Annotated in this window: 18 protein-coding genes; 9 read left to right on the top strand and 9 right to left on the bottom strand. The window is 40.8% G+C overall.

The genetic code is table 11. From position 1 onward, the window contains the following. Positions 1-323: 323 nt before the first annotated feature. Both AC1F2U_RS14490 and AC1F2U_RS14485 read left to right on the top strand, forming a co-directional pair. On the top strand, positions 324-4,379 hold the full coding sequence (locus tag AC1F2U_RS14490; RefSeq protein ID WP_480261754.1) for a hypothetical protein: 4,056 nt from the start codon (positions 324-326) through the stop codon (positions 4,377-4,379). Between the two features lie 465 nt (positions 4,380-4,844). Beyond that, positions 4,845-5,498 (top strand): sugar transferase, encoded by a 654-nt coding sequence (locus tag AC1F2U_RS14485; protein ID WP_480261753.1) that lies wholly within the window; start codon positions 4,845-4,847, stop codon positions 5,496-5,498. A gap of 91 nt (positions 5,499-5,589) precedes the next feature. Here the strand turns inward: AC1F2U_RS14485 and AC1F2U_RS14480 are convergent, their stop codons facing one another. Next, positions 5,590-6,426 (bottom strand): carbohydrate ABC transporter permease, encoded by an 837-nt coding sequence (locus AC1F2U_RS14480; RefSeq protein WP_334716902.1) that lies wholly within the window; start codon positions 6,424-6,426, stop codon positions 5,590-5,592. Between the two features lie 200 nt (positions 6,427-6,626). On the opposite strand from AC1F2U_RS14480, the gene AC1F2U_RS14475 reads away from it, so the two are divergent. Continuing rightward, positions 6,627-7,259 carry a DUF416 family protein gene (locus tag AC1F2U_RS14475; protein WP_480261752.1) on the top strand — a complete coding sequence of 211 codons (633 nt, stop codon included), beginning with the start codon at positions 6,627-6,629 and terminating at the stop codon, positions 7,257-7,259. A 147-nt stretch (positions 7,260-7,406) separates the two neighbouring features. Here the strand turns inward: AC1F2U_RS14475 and AC1F2U_RS14470 are convergent, their stop codons facing one another. The 7 genes from AC1F2U_RS14470 to AC1F2U_RS14440 form a co-directional block, all read right to left on the bottom strand. Then, positions 7,407-7,598 (bottom strand): hypothetical protein, encoded by a 192-nt coding sequence (locus AC1F2U_RS14470; RefSeq protein WP_480261751.1) that lies wholly within the window; start codon positions 7,596-7,598, stop codon positions 7,407-7,409. Continuing rightward, the gene (locus AC1F2U_RS14465) at positions 7,591-8,076 is read right to left on the bottom strand and encodes a catalase (protein WP_480261750.1); all 486 of its coding nucleotides are present in this window, start codon (positions 8,074-8,076) and stop codon (positions 7,591-7,593) included. Before AC1F2U_RS14465 ends, AC1F2U_RS14470 begins: the two co-directional genes overlap by 8 nt. Positions 8,077-8,114: 38 nt before the next feature. Next, entirely contained in the window at positions 8,115-8,690 is a 576-nt protein-coding gene (locus AC1F2U_RS14460; RefSeq protein ID WP_480261749.1) for a 5-formyltetrahydrofolate cyclo-ligase, read from the bottom strand. Between the two features lie 72 nt (positions 8,691-8,762). Then, a complete protein-coding gene (locus tag AC1F2U_RS14455) occupies positions 8,763-9,707 on the bottom strand; it encodes a GDP-L-fucose synthase family protein (protein ID WP_480261748.1) in 945 nt (314 codons plus the stop codon). Between the two features lie 23 nt (positions 9,708-9,730). Continuing rightward, complete coding sequence (gene gmd, locus AC1F2U_RS14450) at positions 9,731-10,810, bottom strand: GDP-mannose 4,6-dehydratase (protein ID WP_480261747.1); 1,080 nt, start codon at positions 10,808-10,810, stop codon at positions 9,731-9,733. Between the two features lie 477 nt (positions 10,811-11,287). Continuing rightward, positions 11,288-12,043, bottom strand: a complete 756-nt coding sequence (locus AC1F2U_RS14445; RefSeq protein WP_480261843.1) for an undecaprenyl-phosphate galactose phosphotransferase family protein — start codon at positions 12,041-12,043, stop codon at positions 11,288-11,290. Positions 12,044-12,154: 111 nt separating this feature from the next. Beyond that, positions 12,155-13,297, bottom strand: coding sequence for a glycosyltransferase (locus AC1F2U_RS14440; protein ID WP_480261746.1), 1,143 nt, complete (start codon positions 13,295-13,297; stop codon positions 12,155-12,157). Between the two features lie 280 nt (positions 13,298-13,577). Between AC1F2U_RS14440 and AC1F2U_RS14435 the strand changes: the two genes are divergently transcribed. The 3 genes from AC1F2U_RS14435 to AC1F2U_RS14425 all read left to right on the top strand — a co-directional run bounded on the left by AC1F2U_RS14435 (position 13,578) and on the right by AC1F2U_RS14425 (position 16,249). Continuing rightward, entirely contained in the window at positions 13,578-14,519 is a 942-nt protein-coding gene (locus AC1F2U_RS14435; protein ID WP_480261745.1) for an NAD-dependent epimerase/dehydratase family protein, read from the top strand. Between the two features lie 135 nt (positions 14,520-14,654). After that, a complete protein-coding gene (locus AC1F2U_RS14430; RefSeq protein ID WP_480261744.1) occupies positions 14,655-15,251 on the top strand; it encodes an SMI1/KNR4 family protein in 597 nt (198 codons plus the stop codon). 122 nt (positions 15,252-15,373) lie between these two features. Further along, a complete protein-coding gene (locus AC1F2U_RS14425; protein WP_480261743.1) occupies positions 15,374-16,249 on the top strand; it encodes an SMP-30/gluconolactonase/LRE family protein in 876 nt (291 codons plus the stop codon). Positions 16,250-16,426: 177 nt separating this feature from the next. Here the strand turns inward: AC1F2U_RS14425 and pgsA are convergent, their stop codons facing one another. Further along, a complete protein-coding gene (gene pgsA / locus AC1F2U_RS14420) occupies positions 16,427-16,963 on the bottom strand; it encodes a CDP-diacylglycerol--glycerol-3-phosphate 3-phosphatidyltransferase (protein WP_480261742.1) in 537 nt (178 codons plus the stop codon). 130 nt (positions 16,964-17,093) lie between these two features. Between pgsA and AC1F2U_RS14415 the strand changes: the two genes are divergently transcribed. From AC1F2U_RS14415 to AC1F2U_RS14405, 3 genes are all read left to right on the top strand, one after another. Beyond that, a complete protein-coding gene (locus AC1F2U_RS14415; protein WP_480261741.1) occupies positions 17,094-18,515 on the top strand; it encodes an aspartate ammonia-lyase in 1,422 nt (473 codons plus the stop codon). 88 nt (positions 18,516-18,603) lie between these two features. After that, positions 18,604-19,575 (top strand): Npun_F2552 family protein, encoded by a 972-nt coding sequence (locus AC1F2U_RS14410; RefSeq protein ID WP_480261740.1) that lies wholly within the window; start codon positions 18,604-18,606, stop codon positions 19,573-19,575. A 1,074-nt stretch (positions 19,576-20,649) separates the two neighbouring features. Continuing rightward, positions 20,650-20,835, top strand: coding sequence for a TLTLP motif-containing protein (locus AC1F2U_RS14405; RefSeq protein ID WP_334839187.1), 186 nt, complete (start codon positions 20,650-20,652; stop codon positions 20,833-20,835). Positions 20,836-21,099: the final 264 nt, after the last annotated feature.

Genomic DNA, 21,099 nt, shown 5'->3' with positions numbered 1-21,099 from the left:
GATTTTCAAAAATAGGCAACCAATGACCTGCAAAATTAAGCTTTTCGAGCAAAGGCTGTCTGAAGAGGATAAGGAGAGGGGGAGACAAGGAGATGGGAGGACATAGAGAAACTTTTTTCCTTGTTTTCTTGGATGATTGAAGATTGCCACGACTCACAGTAATCCATAACATAATGACTAGTCACAATTCCAAGTAGCGGCTTTTGCCACTTAAAACTTCTTCTATGGTCGATGCTGCGCGTAGCAAGATCCCCATAGGGATACAGTGATTGTAAATTAATTGTCATATTAGTTGACATACATTTCTAACTAAGGTAATCAAAGTGACTTTTAGTACAGATGAAATTCAAAAGCTGATCGCAGACATTGACAACTTACTTGTCAGCGGTGGCAAGCGCCTGTCTAGATTTCTGTCTGGTCAGGCGCAAGAACCTAAAGAAGTTTTAGAGCGAATTCGCGACTTCTTGGTGAGGTTACAAGAAAAAGAAGCATTAGAGAGCAGCATCTCAAATCAGTCTTCTGAAGAACCGCGTTCGCCTTTGTTAACAAAATTTATCGATCGTGGTAATAACCAGTATCCACTACCGCCGCTCGAACCCAGTCAGGAAGAGAGTACTGTTGGCGCCGGACAATTAAATAATGAATTTTCGAGATTGATTCAGCCGTTGCGATCGGAATTAGAATTGCTTTTGCAAGAGCGAGCCAGTCTCATACAAGAAATTCGGCAACTAGAGCAAAAGCGATTGCAAAACTACTCCTTAGCGCAGCAGTTGACAAACCAGGAGCAAATGATTACCGAGTTTTTACAGGTACTCATGAGTCGCCTTGTGCCAACTTTAACACCACTGATGGGACAGACGAGGGAAAATTCCGCCAGTTCTTCAGAAGGAATTAATTACCCAACCTCTGCAACTCAATCTTTATTAGAATCCTCTGACGATGTGGAGCGCTTAACCCAGCTAGCTAGGGAGTTAGATCGACGCCTATTATCACTAGATGGGACGGTGAATGTAGTCTTTGAAGCACTACAGCGTAACATTAATACTTATCACGAATCCTTGTCCCAAGCACTGGCAAGAATGCATAGCAAGGGGATGCAAGGCGAACAGCTGATGGCCAGCTTTGTCAACAATTTGACCCAGCATTTGCAACAAGAATCCTCTAGTTTACAGTCATCTTTGCTGGGAGAAGAATCTGAGACACTACCATCATTGACTGAACCAACCGAGATTACTGCTGGAGTTGCGCCCCAATCCTTAGAGCTTATACAGCCAGAAACTTCATCTCCACTCGCAATTGAGCAACAGGAAACTACCCTCACAGAGGATCTAGATGCAGTGCTGTTGCAGCTTGGTGTAGACTCATCTGAATATTCTCAAACCCCGACCGAATTACCAGAAGATATTTCTGCGGCAATTGGTGATGAAGTAGACCAACTTTACGCTAGTTTGTTTGATGCTGGTGATGTTAATAATCCCAGCCTCGATGTTCCCATCAATGACTTATCTGCTTCTACAGCCTCTCCATCACCATTGAACATCACCCAGACCCCGCCTGTCTCTCCAACCGTGGATTCTGCGGTTATTACTCCAGATACGGGTCTTTCAACTCAAGAGACTTTAGGCGAAACCACAGATTCATCAGAGCCACAGGAAGAACTATTTTTTGAAGAAGATACTGACCTAGATTCACCTCTTAGCTTCTCTACTCCACAAATAGACAGTTTGCCACAAATCGGCACTCAGCCAGCTAGCGTTGATACAATTAATACCCTAACTGAGTTATTACCTGATGCTGATAGTGAACTGCAATTGCTGGAAGTCTCATCTTCTGTGGATAATGCCACAACTACAGCAACTGACCTATTGCCTGATGATGATAGCGAACTGCAACTGCTGGAAGTCTCATCTTTTGCGGATGATGCCACAACTACAGCACCAGTGACTCCAGAAGTACCAGAAATTGCCTTAGCAGAGCCTAGCGAAAATATCGCCACATCGGAAGTATTAATTAACAACGATCGCTCCGAACTGTCTTCAGATAACTACATTGCTGCTTCACCCCAAGAAAACTTACTTTCTATTGAGTCAAACCAGTCTCCAGCCGTACCAGATATTTCTTTAGATGAAGAACAGTTGCAGCAATTAGATCGGGATTTGGCTAATTTCGATCGGCAGCTAAATTCTGAGTCGCCGCCAGATCGCAACTTGAGTGTTTTCTCGGAACTACTTGATAACATTCAAGACACAATCCCCACAACTTCTCCTGAAAATGCCCAAATAGCAGAGAATACATCAACTGCTGCTTTCTCCAGTTTGGCAGTTCCCCAGGTAGAAACTGAAAAAAAGGAAGTCACAACTCCTGTTCCAGAAAGTTTTTTACCTCCAATTACCAACTCTATAAATAATCCAGAAGTTTCATCCAATATTCTAGAATCAGTCTGGTACTTAGGAATTGATTTAGGTACAACAGGAATTTCCGCCGCATTATTAAATCGCTCGATTTTTGTTGTACATCCTATCTACTGGTCAGCAGAAAATCCGCCAGGAACAAGTTCCTTTCAGCAATCGTTTCGTTTACCAACAGAGGTTTATCTGCCTACAACTTCTGTACCCCACGGTGAAAACGAAACTATCGAAGCACATGAGCAGACAGCACCTGCGGCTGTTGCCCAAGATAAAGCGCCCGATCGCTCGGCTACTACTCCTGCAACACCAAGATCGACAGCAGATCCGACGAAAAATAATCTCTACTCGGCGCAGCTGAAGCCTTACTTACAAGTAGCCATTCCCTACAAGAGCGAACGACAGAAATGGGAACCTGTTTTGCAATTAAATGAATTTTCGGCAGGGCCTTTGATTTGGGTTGTGCGATCGCTCTCTAAATTACTATTAACCCTCAAATCCGAAAAAACAAGTACCACCCCTAGTTTAATGGCTGCTGCTGTTGGGATCGGCGAACAAGATTTTCCCCAGATTATCAATAATATTGCTGGTGTAATTTGTACCTGTCCATCTAGCTGGTCGGAACAATACCGCTTTAACGTGCGGGAAGCTTTACTCACTAGCAAACTCATTCAACATCCGCAGCAAGTCTTTTTTGTCGAAGAAGCGATCGCTAGTCTACTCCCAGAACTCGATGCTGTTAACGGTGAGCAAGTAAAACTAAGCGATGCTCAAGGTTCTCATCCAGCAAAAACTAGCGAACATCCCATTGTTGGCAACACTCTTGTGATTAACATTGGGACAACTGCCACAGAAATGTTGCTGGTGAATCTACCAGAAACCTTGCAGCAATTGACATACAATGATTTCATGCTCCATAGTTTTGCTTATGCTGGCAAGGGTATTGAACAAGATATAATTTGCCAGCTGCTATTGCCACCGAAATCTCGGCAATCACGCCTAGAAACACCAAGCAATAGCAAAACTACCACGAGTAATCCTTGGCAATGGCAACCGTCAATTCCCGGTTTAGACCAAATGCGTTGGCAGACTTTAGGGTTGGAAGAATTAGAACTACCTAGAGTCGGAGAACCAGATATCACCGCTCGCATTCGTCTCCAGCAGCGTTTAGAAAGTTCTCTACTGGGACAGGCGGTATTAGATGCGGCATTAGCCCTAAAACTGATTTTGCAACACCAAGACTCTTTTACCCTGGAATTAGCCGATCAGCGGTGGGTTTTGCAGCGACGAGACTTAGAAAGCCAGGTATTTATTCCCTTTGTCCGCCGCCTGAACCGAGAACTCAACAAGTTATTGGTAGCTCGTGGCATTCCCACAGAAGCCATTAATCAAGCTATCCTGACTGGTGGAGTGGCTTGTATCGGGACGGTGAATCGCTGGTTACGGCAAAAACTCCCCAGCACTAAAATTATTCAAGATTTATATCTCGGCGAAAACGGCGCTCCTAATTGCAGTCGGGTTGCTTATGGTTTGGCGATGCTGCCTCTGCATCCCCAAATTTTAGATATACCCAGGCAACAATACACTGATTATTTCTTGTTTACAGAATTGTTGCGATTGCTACCAGACCGTCCTTTATCTTTCGGTGAAGTTATCCACTTATTTGAGGGTCGTGGGATCAATACTCGCATTTGCCAGCAACGGCTGCTGGCTTTTTTGGAAGGTGAACTGCCTTCCGGTTTGATACCTTCAGTCACAGAATCAACCTGGCTCACCCAGAGTTCGCAAGAAAATCCTGACTATCAGGCGATCGCCACAGCACCACTTTTTGAAAAACAAGGAAGTCTCACTTATCGTCCCAATTCTCAACAATTGTTATCTTTACGTCGCTATTTAGATGCAATTAAGGCTAGTAATCAGCAATCACTCGAGGAACCATATACGGTGAATTTTCCCTTAGAGGTCGATCGTTGAGACTAGTACCGCAAGGCGGAATTAAAAATTAAAAATTAAAAATTAAAAATGAATCCAGCATAAGGGTTTCGTTGATTTAGAATGATTGGTTTATTTCCGCCGTGTTGTACTAGTAGATTGCGCTAGAAATAAGAATACTACTCAAAATTCCAAATGCTCATAACATAAGCATTTGGAATTTTGCGAATTACTACTAGTACTTCAGCACAGTAATTTTTGGGATATGTACGATAGTAGTATCTTTTTATTAGTTTTTATTAGATGGATAAAATACCGTAATTTTACAATCTATCACTTGAATTGAAAGATTCTGTAAATTTTTGGTTTTTGGTTTTTATATCGGCTAAAATTTGTGTATATTAACACTCGGTAGTAACGACAACAGTAGTGAAAATCGCCCAACAATCATGTCTATGTCTACACTACTAATGTAAAAATTCCTGTTATAAAACTAAGTTAGCCCTTGTGAATAATCTTTATCTTTATTCAGTTAATTGTTTGCAACAGCCTTCACACCCGTCAATTTTAAGCGTGAGAAAACGATTAATTGACATTGTTGGAGCAATTGTGGGGCTGATTATTACATTTATGATAGCAATTCCCGTAGCAATTGCTACCTTTATTCATGAGCCAAGTCCAATATTTTATTCCCAAATTCGCTGTGGTTTAAACGGAAAAACTTTCCGCATCTGGAAATTCCGCTCCATGATAGTCAATGCTGATAAACTCAAGCATTTGGTTGAGAACCAAGCTAAAGGTCACATTTTTAAATCTGTTGACGATCCTCGCATTACTCCTGTTGGTAAATTTTTGCGGCGTACTAGCTTGGATGAATTCCCTCAATTTTGGAATGTTCTGATTGGGGACATGAGTTTAGTTGGTACTCGTCCACCTACTCCTGATGAAGTCAGTAATTACGATTCACACCACTGGGATAGATTGCGAGTCAAACCAGGCATTACCGGAGAATGGCAAGCTAATGGGCGTTCCAGTATTACAGACTTTGAAACCATTGTGAAAATGGATATAGATTATCAACGCAAGTGGTCTGTAACTTATGACCTGAGTCTGATTATTAAAACTATCTGGGTGGTATTTAAAAAGACTGGTGCTTATTAAATTTGGGAATGGGACATTGGGCATTGGGCATTAATTATTTCTCCCTCATCTACCACTTTCTTATTGTGACTTCTGACTTCTGAATTCTTCTTCAACCCTTAACGCCGCTACCCGTTTCTGTGGGTACAATGTAACGTTGTAAAAACAAAAATAGTAATAATACTGGAGCGATCGCAATCACTGAGCCAGCAGCTACCAAGCGCCAGTCAAGAGAAAATGTACCTGCTAGCTTTGCGACTCCCAAAGGAAGAGTGTATAAATTTTCGTCTTGGATGACAATTAAAGGCCACAAAAAGTCACTCCAAGCACCAATAAATACAAAAATAGCTAAAGTTACTAATGCTGGGCGAACTGCTGGTAACATAATATGCCACCATAATCCTAACTCTGAGCTGCCATCCATGCGGGCGGCTTCTTCTATTTCTTTGGGGACACTCATGAAAGCTTGGCGCAACAGAAAAATGCCAAAGGCAGAAGCTAAACTCGGAAAAATCATCCCTAAATAAGTATTTCTCAAACCCATCTGGACTGTCAAAATATATAGAGGAATCATCACGATTTGGAAGGGAATCATAATCGTAGAGACGATCGCTACAAAAATCCAGTCTCGCCCCACAAACGACAATCTTGCTAACGGATAGGCAGCCAAGGCGCAAAACAGCAGATTTAAGCCCACAGTCAGTACTGACACCAAGGTACTGTTATACAAGTATTGTCCAAAAGGTAGAGAGTTCCACACACTAGAGAAATTATTTAGTGTCGGTTGACTCGGTAGCAACTGTGGCGGCGACTGAAAAATATTTTCCGTAGGCGATTTCAAGGCTGTACTAATTAGCCATAGTAAAGGAAAGAGCATCAACAGTGCGATCGCTCCCAATAGCGCATACATTAGTAGAATCTGCGATCGTGATTTTTTCCAGTTCAGCATTTGATTACGAATTTTCCATTGTAATTATACAATTTGGTTAAAGCAATTCTATATCGTTCGTTATAAACAAGAACGCCAAGTTTTTTGAGAATTCGGGGATCTGTGACTTTCAGAATGTAAGAGTGTCAATCACAATAATAATAAAGTAAATATTAACCCCTCTGCACCACTGCCTTGATAGGCATAACACTATAAATAAGATGAATCTTAAACTTTACGAATTTAATGTTTTGGAAGCAGAGTTAACAGAATTATCACCTGTTCACAGACTTGTATTTGCTGCTAGCTGTTGCGAAAGACTTTTACCTAACTATAGTCTTGTGAAGCAAGAAGATGGTTGGGGCGATCCTTCTATCTTTAGAAATGCACTCAACGAAGTATGGTCATTTATTGAAGGACAACCAGTGAATGCCAAACAAATTCGTCAACTATTGAAAGTATGTCAGGAAGCAGTTCCCAATGCTGATGGTGTTTCAGGATCGCAGTATGATGTTGAAGCACAAGAAGCTGCTTCTGCAATTTGCTTCACTTTAGAAGCCTGTCTTGATCCAACACCAAAAAATATCATTAAAGTACCAAAGTGTGTAACGAACACGATTGATGGATATCTCTCTGCCATGAAAGATATTGAAGATCCTAATTGGTGGGAGGAAAAATCACTTGAAGAACAAAAAGAAGAATTTAGTAAACACGTGTTTGCCATACGAGAAATCGGAAAGCAAAGTGAAGATTTACAAAATTTAAAACCCGTTGAAAAATTAGATATTAATTTTATACAATGCTTTCGCACTTCATTTGTTAATCAGCGAAAAAGTCTGCTTGATTTACCTTGAGCTATATAGTAATCCGCCTTAATTTTTCAAATTATTTGTGTAGGTGTAAAGTAGAGAATGGTTAATTTTATTCTAACCTATCATAAAAAATCAGGTTAAAGCAATTCACCTAATTCTGTTATGGAATTTATTCGCATATTAATATAATTAAGTCTCTTCACTTTCTGAACTCCCTAATCCTTCCAGAAAATCACATAAATCGTTGTTTATTTTTGCATCACGTTCTTTGACATCACTCCATGTTTGACTATTGTGAATGATATTTTGTGCTTCATAATAAGAAATATCCAAAGCCTTCTTTAAAATTCCAATTGATTTGGCTTTTGAATAATTACTCAATTTCAACGTAACCAAGTTCTTCTAGCCGTTCTGGGGAAAGTTTTCCACTACCTGCTTGAGAAAGATCGGCGTAATCACGAACGTCTTTGGTCAAGAAAATAGGATAATTGTTGAGTATAAAATCTTGAGTTTTTTCTTCGTCATCCAGCACTTTTTGCCCGTCCACATTCATCACCTTAATGGCAATACCGCGAACATCAGGCTGGCTATCGGAGTGGAATTTACCACGTTTTTCAGGCGAACCACCACTAGAGAAACGAATCCACACAGGATAGGCTTGGGGCGTTTTGAACAAACCTACTTTCAGGTCTTCAGCAAGATTGGGTTCAATAATAAACTCTCCCCAAAGGAGTCCATGACTTTTGCTATGAATTTGGCGGAGGTCTGGGCCTGTTTTTTGTTGAGCTTGGAGGCTAGTTGCGATAATCTCGTCAATTATTGCTTCCTGCTCAGTGGTAGATGACATTGGGTTAGTCATAAAACATTTGATGAGATGTCTTCATTATCCTGAACGCTTCAACCTTTTCGAGTCAATCCGGTTTCCGTACAAATAACTTGTAATGGTTTATCCCAAGGTTCAATAGGTATTTGGGATAAATAGGCGAAATCAAAGACAATTCCGATAGTCGGCTTTGTCTGCCACTGCGGTAAACTGAGCAAGCGATCGTAATATCCGCCACCATAACCCAAACGATATCCTTGATAGTCGCAAGCTACACTGGGTACAAGAATCAAATCTACTTCCGCAGCATCTAAGATTGGAGCGTTAGGGTGTGGTTCAATAATGCCATAAGCACCGCTTTGGATAGAATCGTTAGGTGTCCAAATATGCCAAGACAGGGATTTATTAACGCAGCGAGAAAATCCCCAACGGTATTTGATGTTGGCAAATAGGGGATTAAGGTCAGGTTCTTGGCGAAAGCTGAAATAAGCAAGTATTGTTTTTGCTTGCGTGAACAAAGCAGAGGTTTGTAAATGAGAGCATAAGCGATCGCTTTTTTCTCTCCATTCTCCAACAGACATTGATTGACGTGTTTTGAGTAGAGTGCGGCGCAGTTCTACTTTATTTAGTTGATAATTAACTTTGTCCATAAAAATAGTCAAAAAAATAAGCTGGGCATTACCCAGCTTGTATCACTCTACATTCACCTGAACATTGTTATGTTATGCAGCGTGTTGACGATACCACTCAATGGTATTCTTTAGCCCTTCTTCAAAGCTTACCTGAGCCGTGAAATTAAAGGCTTGCTTTGCCCGTTCAGTATCTAAACAGCGGCGGGGTTGACCATTAGGCTTATCAGTTTGCCACACAATTTCCCCCTTAAACTCCATCAATTCGCAGATTAGAGTTACTAAATCAAGAATGGAGATTTCATAACCAGTTCCCAAGTTAACTGGTTCCGATTCGTTATAGAATTGAGTCCCCATCACAATCCCGCACGCTGCATCTTCTGAATAGAGAAACTCACGGGTAGGACTGCCATCACCCCAAACTGCAAGTTGCTTTTCTGCATTAATTTGGGCTTCGTGAACTTTGCGAACTAATGCTGGAATGACGTGGGAACTTCCGGGGTCAAAATTATCTTCCGGGCCATATAAATTTACTGGCAGTAGGTAAATCCCATTAAAACCGTACTGCTGACGGTAAGATTGCAATTGAACTAAAAGCGCTTTTTTTGCAATTCCGTAAGGGGCGTTAGTTTCCTCTGGGTAGCCATTCCAAAGATCGTCTTCTTTGAATGGCACTGGAGTAAATTTAGGATAGGCGCAGATTGTGCCAACACAAACAAATTTTTCTACTCCAGCTTGGTAAGCAGCATGAATTAGCTGGGTTCCCATGATCAAGTTATCGTAGAATAGCTCTGCGGGTTTTTCGCGGTTCAAACCGATACCACCCACATGAGCTGCTAGATGGATGATTATGTCTTGCTGGTCAACTGCACGTTGGCTATTTTCCCAGACACGCAAATCCTGAGCGCGCGATCGCGGTACTGTAATTTTCTCGCGATCGGCTCCTGCTTTACACAGTTGATCTATCACCTGACGGCCTAGAAACCCCGACCCACCAGTGACTAGAATGCGTTTATTTTTTAGTTCTAAGGCGGTCATATTTTATCCTCTGTGATGCCGAATCAGAAGTGCAAAGCGCCCAGTGTTTGACGAATAGTCGCAATATCATCTGGAAATTGCGAACCTTTTCCATTGGGTGAAGTATGACCCAATGCTTGTAAATCTGCTTCTACCATTAGGGAAACTAGTTCTTCAAAGGTTACTGATGGTGTCCAGCCCAAGTTCTGCTGTGCTTTGGTAGAATCGCCAATCAACAACTCTACCTCAGATGGACGCAGGTAACGCTCATCAAACTCTACATAATCTTGCCAATTAAGATTCACATAACTAAATGCCAGTTCCAAAAACTCTCGTACCGAGTGGGTTTCACCAGTAGCAATTACGTAATCGTCTGGCTGGTCTTTCTGCAACATCAACCACATTGCTTTGACGTAATCCTTGGCATAGCCCCAATCTCGCTTGGCATCTAGATTACCCATGTAAATCTTTTTCTGCTTACCAGCAACAATACTAGCCACCGCTCTAGTAATTTTGCGGGTTACAAAGGTTTCACCCCGCCGTGGTGACTCGTGGTTAAAAAGTATGCCATTACAAGCAAATAAATTATAAGATTCACGATAATTTACAGTTTGCCAGTGAGCGTAAACTTTCGCACAGGCATAGGGACTGCGGGGATAAAAAGGCGTTGTCTCAGTTTGAGGTATTGCTTGTACTAAACCGTACATTTCTGAAGAACCCGCCTGGTAAAATCGCACCTGGATTCCGGTACGATGTTGGTAGTCTCGAATTGCTTCCAACAGACGCAATGTCCCCATTCCTACTGCATCTACTGTGTATTCTGGTGAATCAAAACTGACTCTGACGTGGGATTGAGCGCCGAGGTTGTAAATTTCTACTGGCTTTACTTCTTCTAAAATACGCCGTAACGTTGTACCATCCGTCAAGTCGCCGTAGTGAAGAAACAAGCGTACTCCCTCTTTGTGGGGATCTTCGTAAATATGATCGATACGGTCTGTGTTGAAGGTAGAAGTCCGGCGAATTACCCCATGAACTTCATAACCTTGTTCTAACAAAAACTCACTTAGATATGAACCATCTTGTCCAGTAATACCAGTAATTAACGCTCGCTTCTGTTGCGTCATACTCAATTATGCCTTATTGTCTTTGATTAAAAATTTACAGCCAATCTGATACAACCTAGCAACTAATTGCTGAATTGCCTAATGGGAAACCTACGAGTTCTTGTTATTATGAGACTTTTTCCGTAAATAAATATACTGAGAAAAAAGCAATCTAGCACGTAAGTCCAATATTTTAGATAACTCAAAACTATTTAATTATGTGTATTTATATTTTTTTTACCATATAGATCGAGATTATTTTTATGTATGTTGTTTTTTGTCAAAACTTTATATATCTCTAGTTTCGTGAAGACTTAATAAAATAGCCATTTGAAATTAGACTTCTGGCAAAAGTGCCAAATATCCACACTCACAGAAGTCTGAATTAAGTAGAAAAGCACAAATTATAGAAACCAAAATGAGCAATCCTTGAGCGTGAGGGGAGAATTGGTACTTAGGGGCATTAACTGCCCCACAGAATCCACCCTAAGTATTTACTCAGTATGCACCGTTATTTTTGGGTAGAATTACCACATCAACAGTTTTTAATATGATCCATAAATCAAGCCAGAAATTCCTAAATTTGACATAATGCAGGTCTATTTGGACTCTCCGAGGATAGGGAATGTCATTACGCCCAGATACCTGCCACAAACCAGTAATTCCTGGACGGATTGTTAAAATCTCGTCAATGTGACAACCGTATTTTGGCAGTTCTTCTGTTACCAAGGGTCGGGGACCGACTACACTCATGTCCCCTTTTAAAACGTTCCAGAACTGGGGAAATTCGTCTAAGCTAGTAATTCGCAAAAACCGACCAATTTTGGTAATCCGGGGGTCTTGTTTCAGCTTAAAACTGCTCTCAAATTCTTGCCGCAATTCGGGCGATGTTTCCATCATTTGCATGAGGATTTCGTCCGCATTACTTACCATTGTTCGGAATTTAATACAATTAAACGCTTTGTAATTTTTCCCTACCCGTTCCTGGACATAAAAAATTGGTCCTTCTGAGCTAAAGGCAATCAGCAAGGTCAAAATTAAGTAGACGGGGAAGAACAAAATTAATACCGACAGCGAAAACACTATATCGAACAGTCGTTTGGCTAACTCTCCGTTTAAACCCTGAAAAGATAAACCTTTGGGCTTAACTTTTGGCGTCTTTGTTTTCTGACCGCGTTTTAAGAAACGCGTAGACGCTCTAGTGTCTTGCCTTACGCCTCGCTTGCCGGAGAGGAGTGAGCTCTGGGCAGTCATCATACTCCTTAATAATCCACACCACACATAGTCCCAATATTAAAGCCAAAATGAGATGCTTCTGGGGGAAATTGCCAAAAGCCTAAAAAAATAAGACGTTAATCGAGACCATCATTGCAAAAATGGTCTTTTTTCGTTGCACTTGTTTACAAAATCTAGATAACGATCAGCAAAGATTTGCGGTGAAAACTGCGCGGCGTGCGATCGCATATACTCGGAATTGAATGAACCCTCATACATTTCAAACTTTTCTACTGCCTCCACCAAAGCCGCCTCTGTTTGCGTCTTGAAAAATATACCTGTCCCTGTATCCGCACTAGAGCGGATATCTCGCACTGTTTCTAAAGCACCCCCTGCACCATAAGCAATTATTGGCGTGCCGCAGGCTTGTGCTTCCACTAGGGCAATACCAAAATCTTCACAAGCTGCATACACAAACGCCTTAGCCTTAGACATATATTTTTTTACCACATTATCGGGTTGCCAACCCAGTATTTGGATATTTGAGTTTGCCATCTCGCGAATCTTGTTCATTTCATCTCCTGTACCAATGACTACTAATGGTCGTTTTAGTTGATTAAAAGCCTTGACAATCAACAATATTTGCTTGTAGCTTACTAACCGAGAAACTGTCAGGTAAAAGTCCTCTTTCTCAGATAGAAACGGAAATTCCGCAATATTCACTGGTGGATAAATGACTGTTGCTTCTCGCCGATAGCAACGCCAAATCCGCCGAGCTGTATGTTGCGAGTTGGCAATGAAATAATCAACGCGATTGGCACTCAATACATCCCACTGGCGCAAACGATGTAATAAATATCGCGTCACCCATCCAGGTAAGCCACTACCCAGTTTGCTGTAGCGCAGATAATCAAAGGTCAAGTCCCAGGCATAACGCATAGGACTGTGACAGTAGCAAATATGCATCTGTTCGGGAGTGGTAAGGATTCCTTTGGCAACAGCATGGGATGAAGACAAAATGACATCATAATGCCGCAAATCCAGTTGTTCAATTGCCAAGGGCCACAAAGGCAAGTATTTTTGTATACCGTTGCGGGCATAGGGAAAGTTCTGGAGAAACGTCTTGCCAATTTGACGCTTATATAAATAACTTTCTCTATTGCTGGATTCAAAATCTATGAGAGCATACAAATCAGCATCAATGTGATTCAAAATTTCTCGTACAACGAGTTCTGAACCACCTGTGGCTTTGGGTGTCAGCCACTCATGAACTAGAGCATATTTCAAGGGCACAGCTAACTTGAATAAGTGGAAAATACAAAGGCTAACTTGATGACGTTAACTGAAAAGTTTCCCCTTGTGATTAATTAATGGGAAGCGCCCCAGATTAGCACATAAGACGGAATCTTTCCCTCAGAGGTTCCAGATGGATGCGGCAACCTGATAATCTCAGATTGGGAATGGGGCATTGGGCATTAGGTATTGGGGATGGGTTATTCTCCTTGTCCTTTTTGTTTCCCTAGCCCCAAGTCCTTACTCCCTTGATGACAACTGATATAGAAAGGGTGAATTTATGCGAATTCTGATTATGGGTGGTACTCGGTTCATTGGTGTCTATTTGACTCAACTACTAGTGGAACAAGGACACGAGGTGGTGCTGTTCAATCGCGGGAATCGGCCAACACCTTCTTTAGAGGGAGTAGGACAAATTATAGGCGATCGCACAGATGCTACTCAATTAAAAGCAAAATTATCACAAGAAAACTTTGATGTCATTTTTGACAATAACGGGCGAGAACTTACTGATACTCAACCACTAGCAGAAATTTTTCAAGACCGAGTGCAACATTTTGTGTATATGAGTTCTGCGGGGGTGTATCTCAAATCCGATCAATTGCCCCACATAGAAGGCGATGCAGTAGACCCTAAAAGTCGCCATAAGGGTAAGCATGAAACAGAAGCTTACCTGACTCAATTGGGATTGCCTTTTACTTCTATTCGTCCTACTTATATTTACGGGCCTCGTAATTATAATGAGTTGGAAGGCTGGTTTTTTGACAGAATTGTGCGCGATCGCCCCATTCCTATCCCCGGAAATGGCTTGCATATTACGCAGCTAGGTCATGTAAAAGACTTGGCGCTGGCAATGACTCAGGTTTTGGGCAATAAACAAGCCATAGGGCAGATTTATAATATCTCAGGCGATCGCTTTGTCACTTTTGATGGTTTAGCCCGTGCTAGTGCTGTAGCGGCTGGCAAATCACCCGATGCTGTAAAAATCGTCCATTACGACCCGAAAAAGTTTGATTTCGGCAAACGCAAAGCTTTTCCGATGCGGGTGCAGCATTTCTTTGCTTCGGTAAATAAAGCCCAAACCGAATTAAACTGGCATCCTGAATATGATTTGATTTCTGGTTTACAAGATTCTCTGGAAAATGACTATTTGGCTAATGCAAAAGACAAAGTTGATGTTGATTTTTCTGTAGATGAGGAAATTTTACAAGCTGTTTCATAACTAGATACCCGACTTATTTAAATAAGTCGGGTATCTGAGGCTTATATTTCATCTGCATTGATACTCAATTCGCGCAATTTTGCTGCTAATTTATCAGTCCTTCGTATTTCTAAACAACAAATATGAATTTTGAAGATGAACGATAGCGAAAAAATTCAACAATATTTCAGAAATCTCCTAGAAATTATTGAAAAACAAAGACCTGGATACATCGCTGTTTTAAAAGAAGGTCTACTTGATGATGAAATTCAGAATAGCATTACAATTCATCCGATACCTGAAGGTTTAATCGCTATATATTCATGTGTTAAAGGGTGTTGTTTTGAACTTCCTAATAATTTTTATTTTCCTACATACTTACTTCCTGGGTACGATTTAATCGAAATTGATAAAGTAGATAGCGTTATAAATCTTTTGCATAGCGTACATAGAGATCCAGACTGTTGGGGATGGCAGCCAGATATGATTCCTTTTTTACGCGGTAGCGGAGGTGATTACTATTGCGTCAGAACTTTGCTAGACGATCGATCAGTTGTATGGACTCCTAAAGATGATGTTTTATATATAATTTGTCAAAGTATTAAAGATTTTATTTTAATAATTACCGAATGCTATCAACAAAATGCTTATTTTTTGGATGAAGATAGATATCTGGAATGTAATTATGATTTAGAAGAAAAAATTATAGTAAATTTCAACCCGAATTATTATTATCAAAATGGTTTATATTGAAAAGAATGATAATCAAGTATAAAATCCAGAATTTATTAAGTTAAACCAATAATTTAATAGTAGAGACTAAGCAGATACTAAGTAGAAATAGATACTTTATTTAATACTTAAATTAACTACTTATGGTACAATATCCACTCCACAATATTCTAGAAGCCCGTGCCCGTTTGGGTGAAGGCCCTATCTGGGATTCTAGCCAAAACTTAATTTACTGGGTTGATATCTACAACCATCGGGTACATCAGTTCAATCCTGCTACCGGGAAAGATTTGTTTTTTGATGTGGGAGATGTGGTATGCGCGATCGCAATAGCAGGTGCAGATAGATTAATTATGGCACTGCGTCATCACCTGGCATTCCTCAACACCCAGACAGGTGAAGTTACTCCCATTTTGGAGATTGAAGCAAATCTGCCAGAGAACCGTCTCAATGATGGCAAATGTGACCCTCAAGGCCGCTTTTGGATCGGCTCAATGTGTTCTTCAGAAAAACCCCAGGCTAACCTCTATCGCTACGATCGTGACGGTTCATTGCATGTGATGGAAACAGGATTGACAATCTCTAATGGTCTGGGGTGGAGTCCCGATCAAAAAACGTTTTATTTAACTGATTCTCCTCAGCAAAAAATATATGCTTACGACTTTGATTCAGCAACAGGCCGCATTACTAATCGCCGGATTTTTGTTGATTTAACTCATGAATCTTTCTACCCCGACGGGTTGACAATAGATAGTAAAGGAAATATTTGGTCAGCCATGTGGGATGGGTGGTGTGTGATTCGTTTCAACTCTAAGGGTGAAGAGATATTGCGGATAAATTTACCTGTACAATTGCCAACCAGTTGCACTTTTGGCGGCGAAGATTTGCAAACACTTTATATTACCACTGCTTCAGTTGGACTCAGCCAAGGGGAGATTGAAAAAAGTTTCTACTCAGGTGATTTGTTTGCTCTCCAAACTGATGTTGCTGGATTACCTAGCTATGATTTTGATAAATAAAGTAGTATCTGTGTGCAAGTGAAGTGGATTGAGGGTTTAAGTTTAAACGCAAAGGGGCGCAGAGTATAGCGCAGAGGAACGCAAAGTTTTTTGAGTCTATTGGCTATGAATTTAGGCAAAGTTTTATTCAGGGAGTTTTAAATAGTAAACATCAGTCTTATGCAGCTTTTTTTTAGTTCACTTTGTACCTAACGGTGTATTTTGACTGGTTTGATTTTGTGGTATTAAATAAATTGCTCCAGATATTAAAGTCAAAGCAACAGAAATCCAAAAGGCAATCAGAGAGGGACTTTGCCATACTTCAGGTAGTGGTGCAATCAGAAGTGCGATCGCAACTATTTGACTGACAGTTTTGAGTTTACCCCAAATATTCGCTCCGGTAATTGTCGTTTGATTCACCCGCCAACCAGCGATCGCTAATTCCCGCGCTAAAATCAAAAACACTCCCCAAGCAGGCACTTTTCCTAGTTCAATAAAAACCAGCAACGGCGCAAGTACTAGAAATTTATCGACTAATGGATCGAGAAATTTACCCAACTCACTAATTTGGTTGAGTTTTCGCGCCAAATAGCCGTCTAACCAATCAGTTAACGCCGCAACAATAAAAATCGCCAAACATATCCACCTAGCTTGTGGTGTGGGGTTGTACAAGCCATAAAGCAGAAATGGTACACCCAGAAGGCGAGAGAAGGTAATCCAGTTGGGTAAAGTCATTGAAAATTCAAAATTAATTAGTGTAAAGCAACAAACAGCCAAGCAAATATGCAAAATATATGCAGATTAGTGTATCTGAGTGTACCTGCATGGGAAAATCTGTTTTCTGTAGCTCTCCTAAAACAATACTATGACTGAACACACAGATTCCCAATTCCGCATCGAACGCGATTCGATGGGCGATCGCCAAATTGCTAGTAGCGTTTATTACGGTATTCAAACACTACGGGCGATTGAAAACTTCCCCATTAGCCGTATCAAGCCTTTAGCTACTTACGTAGATGCTGGGTTGATAATTAAAAAAGCTACAGCAATTGTCAATGGAGAACTAAATTGCATTCCCCAAGATATTAGTCAGGCGATTGTGCAAGCAACTGATGAAATCTTAGCTGGAAAATTCCGCGATCAATTTGTCGTGGATATTTATCAGGCGGGTGCTGGAACATCCCACCACATGAATGTCAACGAAGTTTTGGCAAATCGCGCCTTAGAAATTCTGGGTGAAGAAAAGGGCAATTACAAACGTGTTAGTGCGAACGATCATGTTAATTATGGGCAGTCTACCAATGATGTGATTCCGACTGCAATTCGCATTGGTGGATTATTGGCATTATCCAAGACATTACACCCAGCAATAGATGGTGCGATCGCATCTTTAGAAAAAAAGGCTGTAGAATTTCAAGATATCGTCAAATCTGGCAGAACCCACTTACAAGACGCAGTACCCGTGCGCTTGGGTGAGAATTTTCGGGCTTGGGCGCAAATTCTTACAGAACACCAAAACCGGATTTATACAGCCTCTGGAGATTTGATGGTGCTGGGTTTGGGAGGTAGTGCAGCCGGAACGGGATTAAATACTCATCCTTTGTATCGCGCTCGCGTGGTAGAAGTTCTCTCAGAATTGATTGATACTCCATTAGAACCTGCGCCGCATCTCATGGCAGCTATGCAAAGTATGGCGCCATTTGTAAATGTTTCCGGTGCTTTGCGGAATTTAGCCCAGGATTTAGCCAAAATATCTCATGATTTACGGTTGATGGATTCGGGGCCAAAAACAGGCTTGAAAGAAATTCAACTGCCTCCAGTGCAACCCGGTTCATCGATTATGCCAGGGAAATATAACCCAGTCATGGCAGAGATGACATCAATGGTGTGTTTTCAGGTGATGGGTTACGACAGTGCGATCGCTTTAGCCGCACAAGCCGGACAATTAGAATTAAATGTGATGATGCCGCTAATTGCCTATAACCTAATTCACAGTATCGAAATTCTTGGCAATACCATCGCTGCACTCACCGAACGCTGCATTGAGGGAATTACTGCTAATCAGGAACGTTGTTTAGCTTATGCCGAAGGCAGTTTAGCTTTAGTAACTGCACTAAATACCCACATCGGTTATTTAAATGCCGCAGCTGTTGCCAAAGAATCTTTAGAAACTGGTAAATCTCTGCGGCAAATTGTTTTAGAACGAGGATTAATGAGTGAAACAGATTTAGCCACAGTGTTAAATCTAGAACAAATGAGTGGTATCTTACCGCTCAAAACAGAATAATAGGTTATGAGTTATGGGTTACAGGTTATAGGTTACTATCCTCTATTGCCTGTTCCCTGTCCCCTATTCCCTATCACCTACCTATACCATGCAGACTCAAAAACCAGCTGTTAGTCTCATTCGGGCTACATCATACGCACGAGAGGCTTTACGAGAATCCTTAGTTACGCTGCTGGAACCTTTTGGAGGAATAGCAGCATTTGTAAAAAAAGGCGATCGCGTTTTACTAAAACCAAACCTACTTACAGGATCGCGTCCTGGTAAAGAATGTATCACCCGTGCCGAACTAGTTTATGAAATTGCCCAAATGGTAATTGAGGTTGGCGGTAAGCCCTTTTTGGGCGATAGTCCTGCTTTTGGCAGTGCCAAGGGCGTAGCAATAGCAAATGGCTATCTGCCTATTTTAGAAGAACTCAATCTTCCCATCATCGATTTTCACGGTCAGCGTTACCAAACCGTCAGTGACAATTTTAACCATCTGCGACTGTCTAAAGAAGCAATGGAAGCAGACGTAGTGATTAACCTACCGAAAGTTAAATCACATGCCCAGTTGACATTAACACTGGGCGTAAAAAACTTGTTTGGTTGTGTCCCCGGCAAAATGAAAGCTTGGTGGCACATGGAAGCGGGAAAAGACGCAAATAGATTTGGTGAAATGTTAGTAGAAACTGCCAGAGCGATTAACCCTGACTTAACCATATTAGATGGCATCATCGGTCATGAAGGTAATGGCCCCAGCAACGGAGAACCTCGCCAACTGGGCATTTTAGCAGCCGCATCAGATATATTTGCCTTAGATCGGGCAATGGTGGAAATCCTCAATGTTTCTCCTGAACAAGTGCCCACAGTTGCAGCTTCTCAAAGGCTAGGAGTTTGTCCAGAACTTGCTGCCATAGAGTTTCCACATTTAAATCCTGACTTATTAAAAATAGAAGATTGGCGGCTACCAGACAAGTTAATGCCCATTGATTTTGGTATGCCCCGCGTAATTAAGTCTACGTTTAAGCATCTTTACACCCGATTTATCAAGGAACCAATCAGTGTTTATGGAAGGGAGTAGGAAGATGAAGAAGCAGGGGGGCAGGGGGGCAGGGGAGCAGGGGAGCAGGGGAGCAGGGGAGCAGGGGAGGCAGGGGGAGAATAACTCTTAACTCCTAACTCCTAACTCAGCACTTAGCACTCAGAACTGTTTTGCCCAATGCCCAATTTAGTGCAAACGTCGTTACAGCAATTTCATTTATTAGCAGAGTAATCTGTAATTACCCTCCGATTGCTTAACCAAACCGCCCTATTATATTTAGTGGCGGTTTTTTTAGCTGATTAATTTGTTATCAAATCTTTCGTCTTAGATTTTAATTTATCCAAAAAGTTATACAGATTTATAATTTGGAAATTGGGATTGGGTATTTTGTTCAGATATGGGGAAAGTTTGGTAATAACTTACTACACGTCTACGCCACCTTCTAAAACTTTTTTACTCTATCTTTATGTAGATTGACAAAAGTGCTGTGATATTACACAGATTGCAAAATTTAAATTCTTAAATATTTGTTTAGTGATATCACTGAATCCATTCTGCCTTATACAGTTGATGTATCTGTGTTTATTCGGTAGTTATCATTGGTTACAAAAATCATTACTACCTATTTCTTCTTTGGTGTCAAATATTTTTGTGTATAACTACTATATAACAATCAAAAGCACTGAATATCTATCAGTGCAATTGCTGTTTTGTGTCCTGTATCACAAATTAGCAATTCCAGTAAAATGACCTTATCAAAGGCATTATAGGATGTTATAATCATGAAGTATCGGATAAATATGTTTTGCTAATTAATCTTTAATCAGCGAAAAAATGTAACTTATGATGCTGTCAAAGTTTGCTTTGCGTATGCAACCCGTTACACCATACAGGGAAACACCTGAAAATATTAATTACAAAATAAAACATGATTTGTTTACTTGTAACTTTGTATTAAGAATTCCATGTATAAAAAGGCTGCTATGACAGTTGTATAACTGGTTTAAATTGTAGAATGCTACACATTTTACAGTTTAAAAATAGCTAAAATAGCATTAATACTCTCACTCAGAGAGTAAATCTACACAGTGTTACGAAGAACTTCAATTTTGTATGAATTCAAATAGCCAGTCTGCCAATGCCGCTACATATTCCCAACGTTTGGCAGACATTGTGGGAACTGCGATCGCTCTGTTGACTCTTACCTTACCCGTATTTGTCATCGCCCACTATTCTTCAACTAATGTTCAAAATAACCAGCAACCTCTGATCCAAAACATACAAGGAAATCAAGATTGATCGATTGAGCTTCCTAGTCACATTTCCTCATGAGGATACCTACAAAAAGCAGAACACTGATTTTGTAGACAATCTCTGTAGATGTAGGTGTAGTTCGTCAAGAATAAGCTAAATCTGGATTGTGTGACTCCAAATTTGAGTTGTCTTAACAAAGTTAGGACAGAAATCTCTCTAACAACAATTAAGGGCAGAGGATATCCATAATACCCTCTTGGAAAAAGCGTTGCGAAGTTTGCTCGTAACGCTTTTTCTATTTTTTGGCTA

This window comes from Nostoc sp. LEGE 12454 (assembly GCF_056620565.1).
Note: the sequence above shows the minus strand (reverse complement) of the source record. Positions and strands in the feature narration are given on the sequence as shown.

Excerpts from the sequence above, each read along its gene's own strand:
- AC1F2U_RS14460 (WP_480261749.1), bottom strand. The coding sequence starts at position 8,690 with ATGGACAAAGTTAATTATCAACTAAATAAAGTAGAACTGCGCCGCACT.
- AC1F2U_RS14430 (WP_480261744.1), top strand. The coding sequence starts at position 14,655 with ATGAACGATAGCGAAAAAATTCAACAATATTTCAGAAATCTCCTAGAA.
- AC1F2U_RS14435 (WP_480261745.1), top strand. The coding sequence starts at position 13,578 with ATGCGAATTCTGATTATGGGTGGTACTCGGTTCATTGGTGTCTATTTG.
- AC1F2U_RS14425 (WP_480261743.1), top strand. The coding sequence starts at position 15,374 with ATGGTACAATATCCACTCCACAATATTCTAGAAGCCCGTGCCCGTTTG.
- AC1F2U_RS14480 (WP_334716902.1), bottom strand. The coding sequence starts at position 6,426 with ATGCTGAACTGGAAAAAATCACGATCGCAGATTCTACTAATGTATGCG.
- AC1F2U_RS14405 (WP_334839187.1), top strand. The coding sequence starts at position 20,650 with ATGAATTCAAATAGCCAGTCTGCCAATGCCGCTACATATTCCCAACGT.
- pgsA (WP_480261742.1), bottom strand. The coding sequence starts at position 16,963 with ATGACTTTACCCAACTGGATTACCTTCTCTCGCCTTCTGGGTGTACCA.
- AC1F2U_RS14475 (WP_480261752.1), top strand. The coding sequence starts at position 6,627 with ATGAATCTTAAACTTTACGAATTTAATGTTTTGGAAGCAGAGTTAACA.
- AC1F2U_RS14465 (WP_480261750.1), bottom strand. The coding sequence starts at position 8,076 with ATGACTAACCCAATGTCATCTACCACTGAGCAGGAAGCAATAATTGAC.
- AC1F2U_RS14445 (WP_480261843.1), bottom strand. The coding sequence starts at position 12,043 with ATGACTGCCCAGAGCTCACTCCTCTCCGGCAAGCGAGGCGTAAGGCAA.
- AC1F2U_RS14410 (WP_480261740.1), top strand. The coding sequence starts at position 18,604 with ATGCAGACTCAAAAACCAGCTGTTAGTCTCATTCGGGCTACATCATAC.
- AC1F2U_RS14455 (WP_480261748.1), bottom strand. The coding sequence starts at position 9,707 with ATGACCGCCTTAGAACTAAAAAATAAACGCATTCTAGTCACTGGTGGG.
- AC1F2U_RS14415 (WP_480261741.1), top strand. The coding sequence starts at position 17,094 with ATGACTGAACACACAGATTCCCAATTCCGCATCGAACGCGATTCGATG.
- gmd (WP_480261747.1), bottom strand. The coding sequence starts at position 10,810 with ATGACGCAACAGAAGCGAGCGTTAATTACTGGTATTACTGGACAAGAT.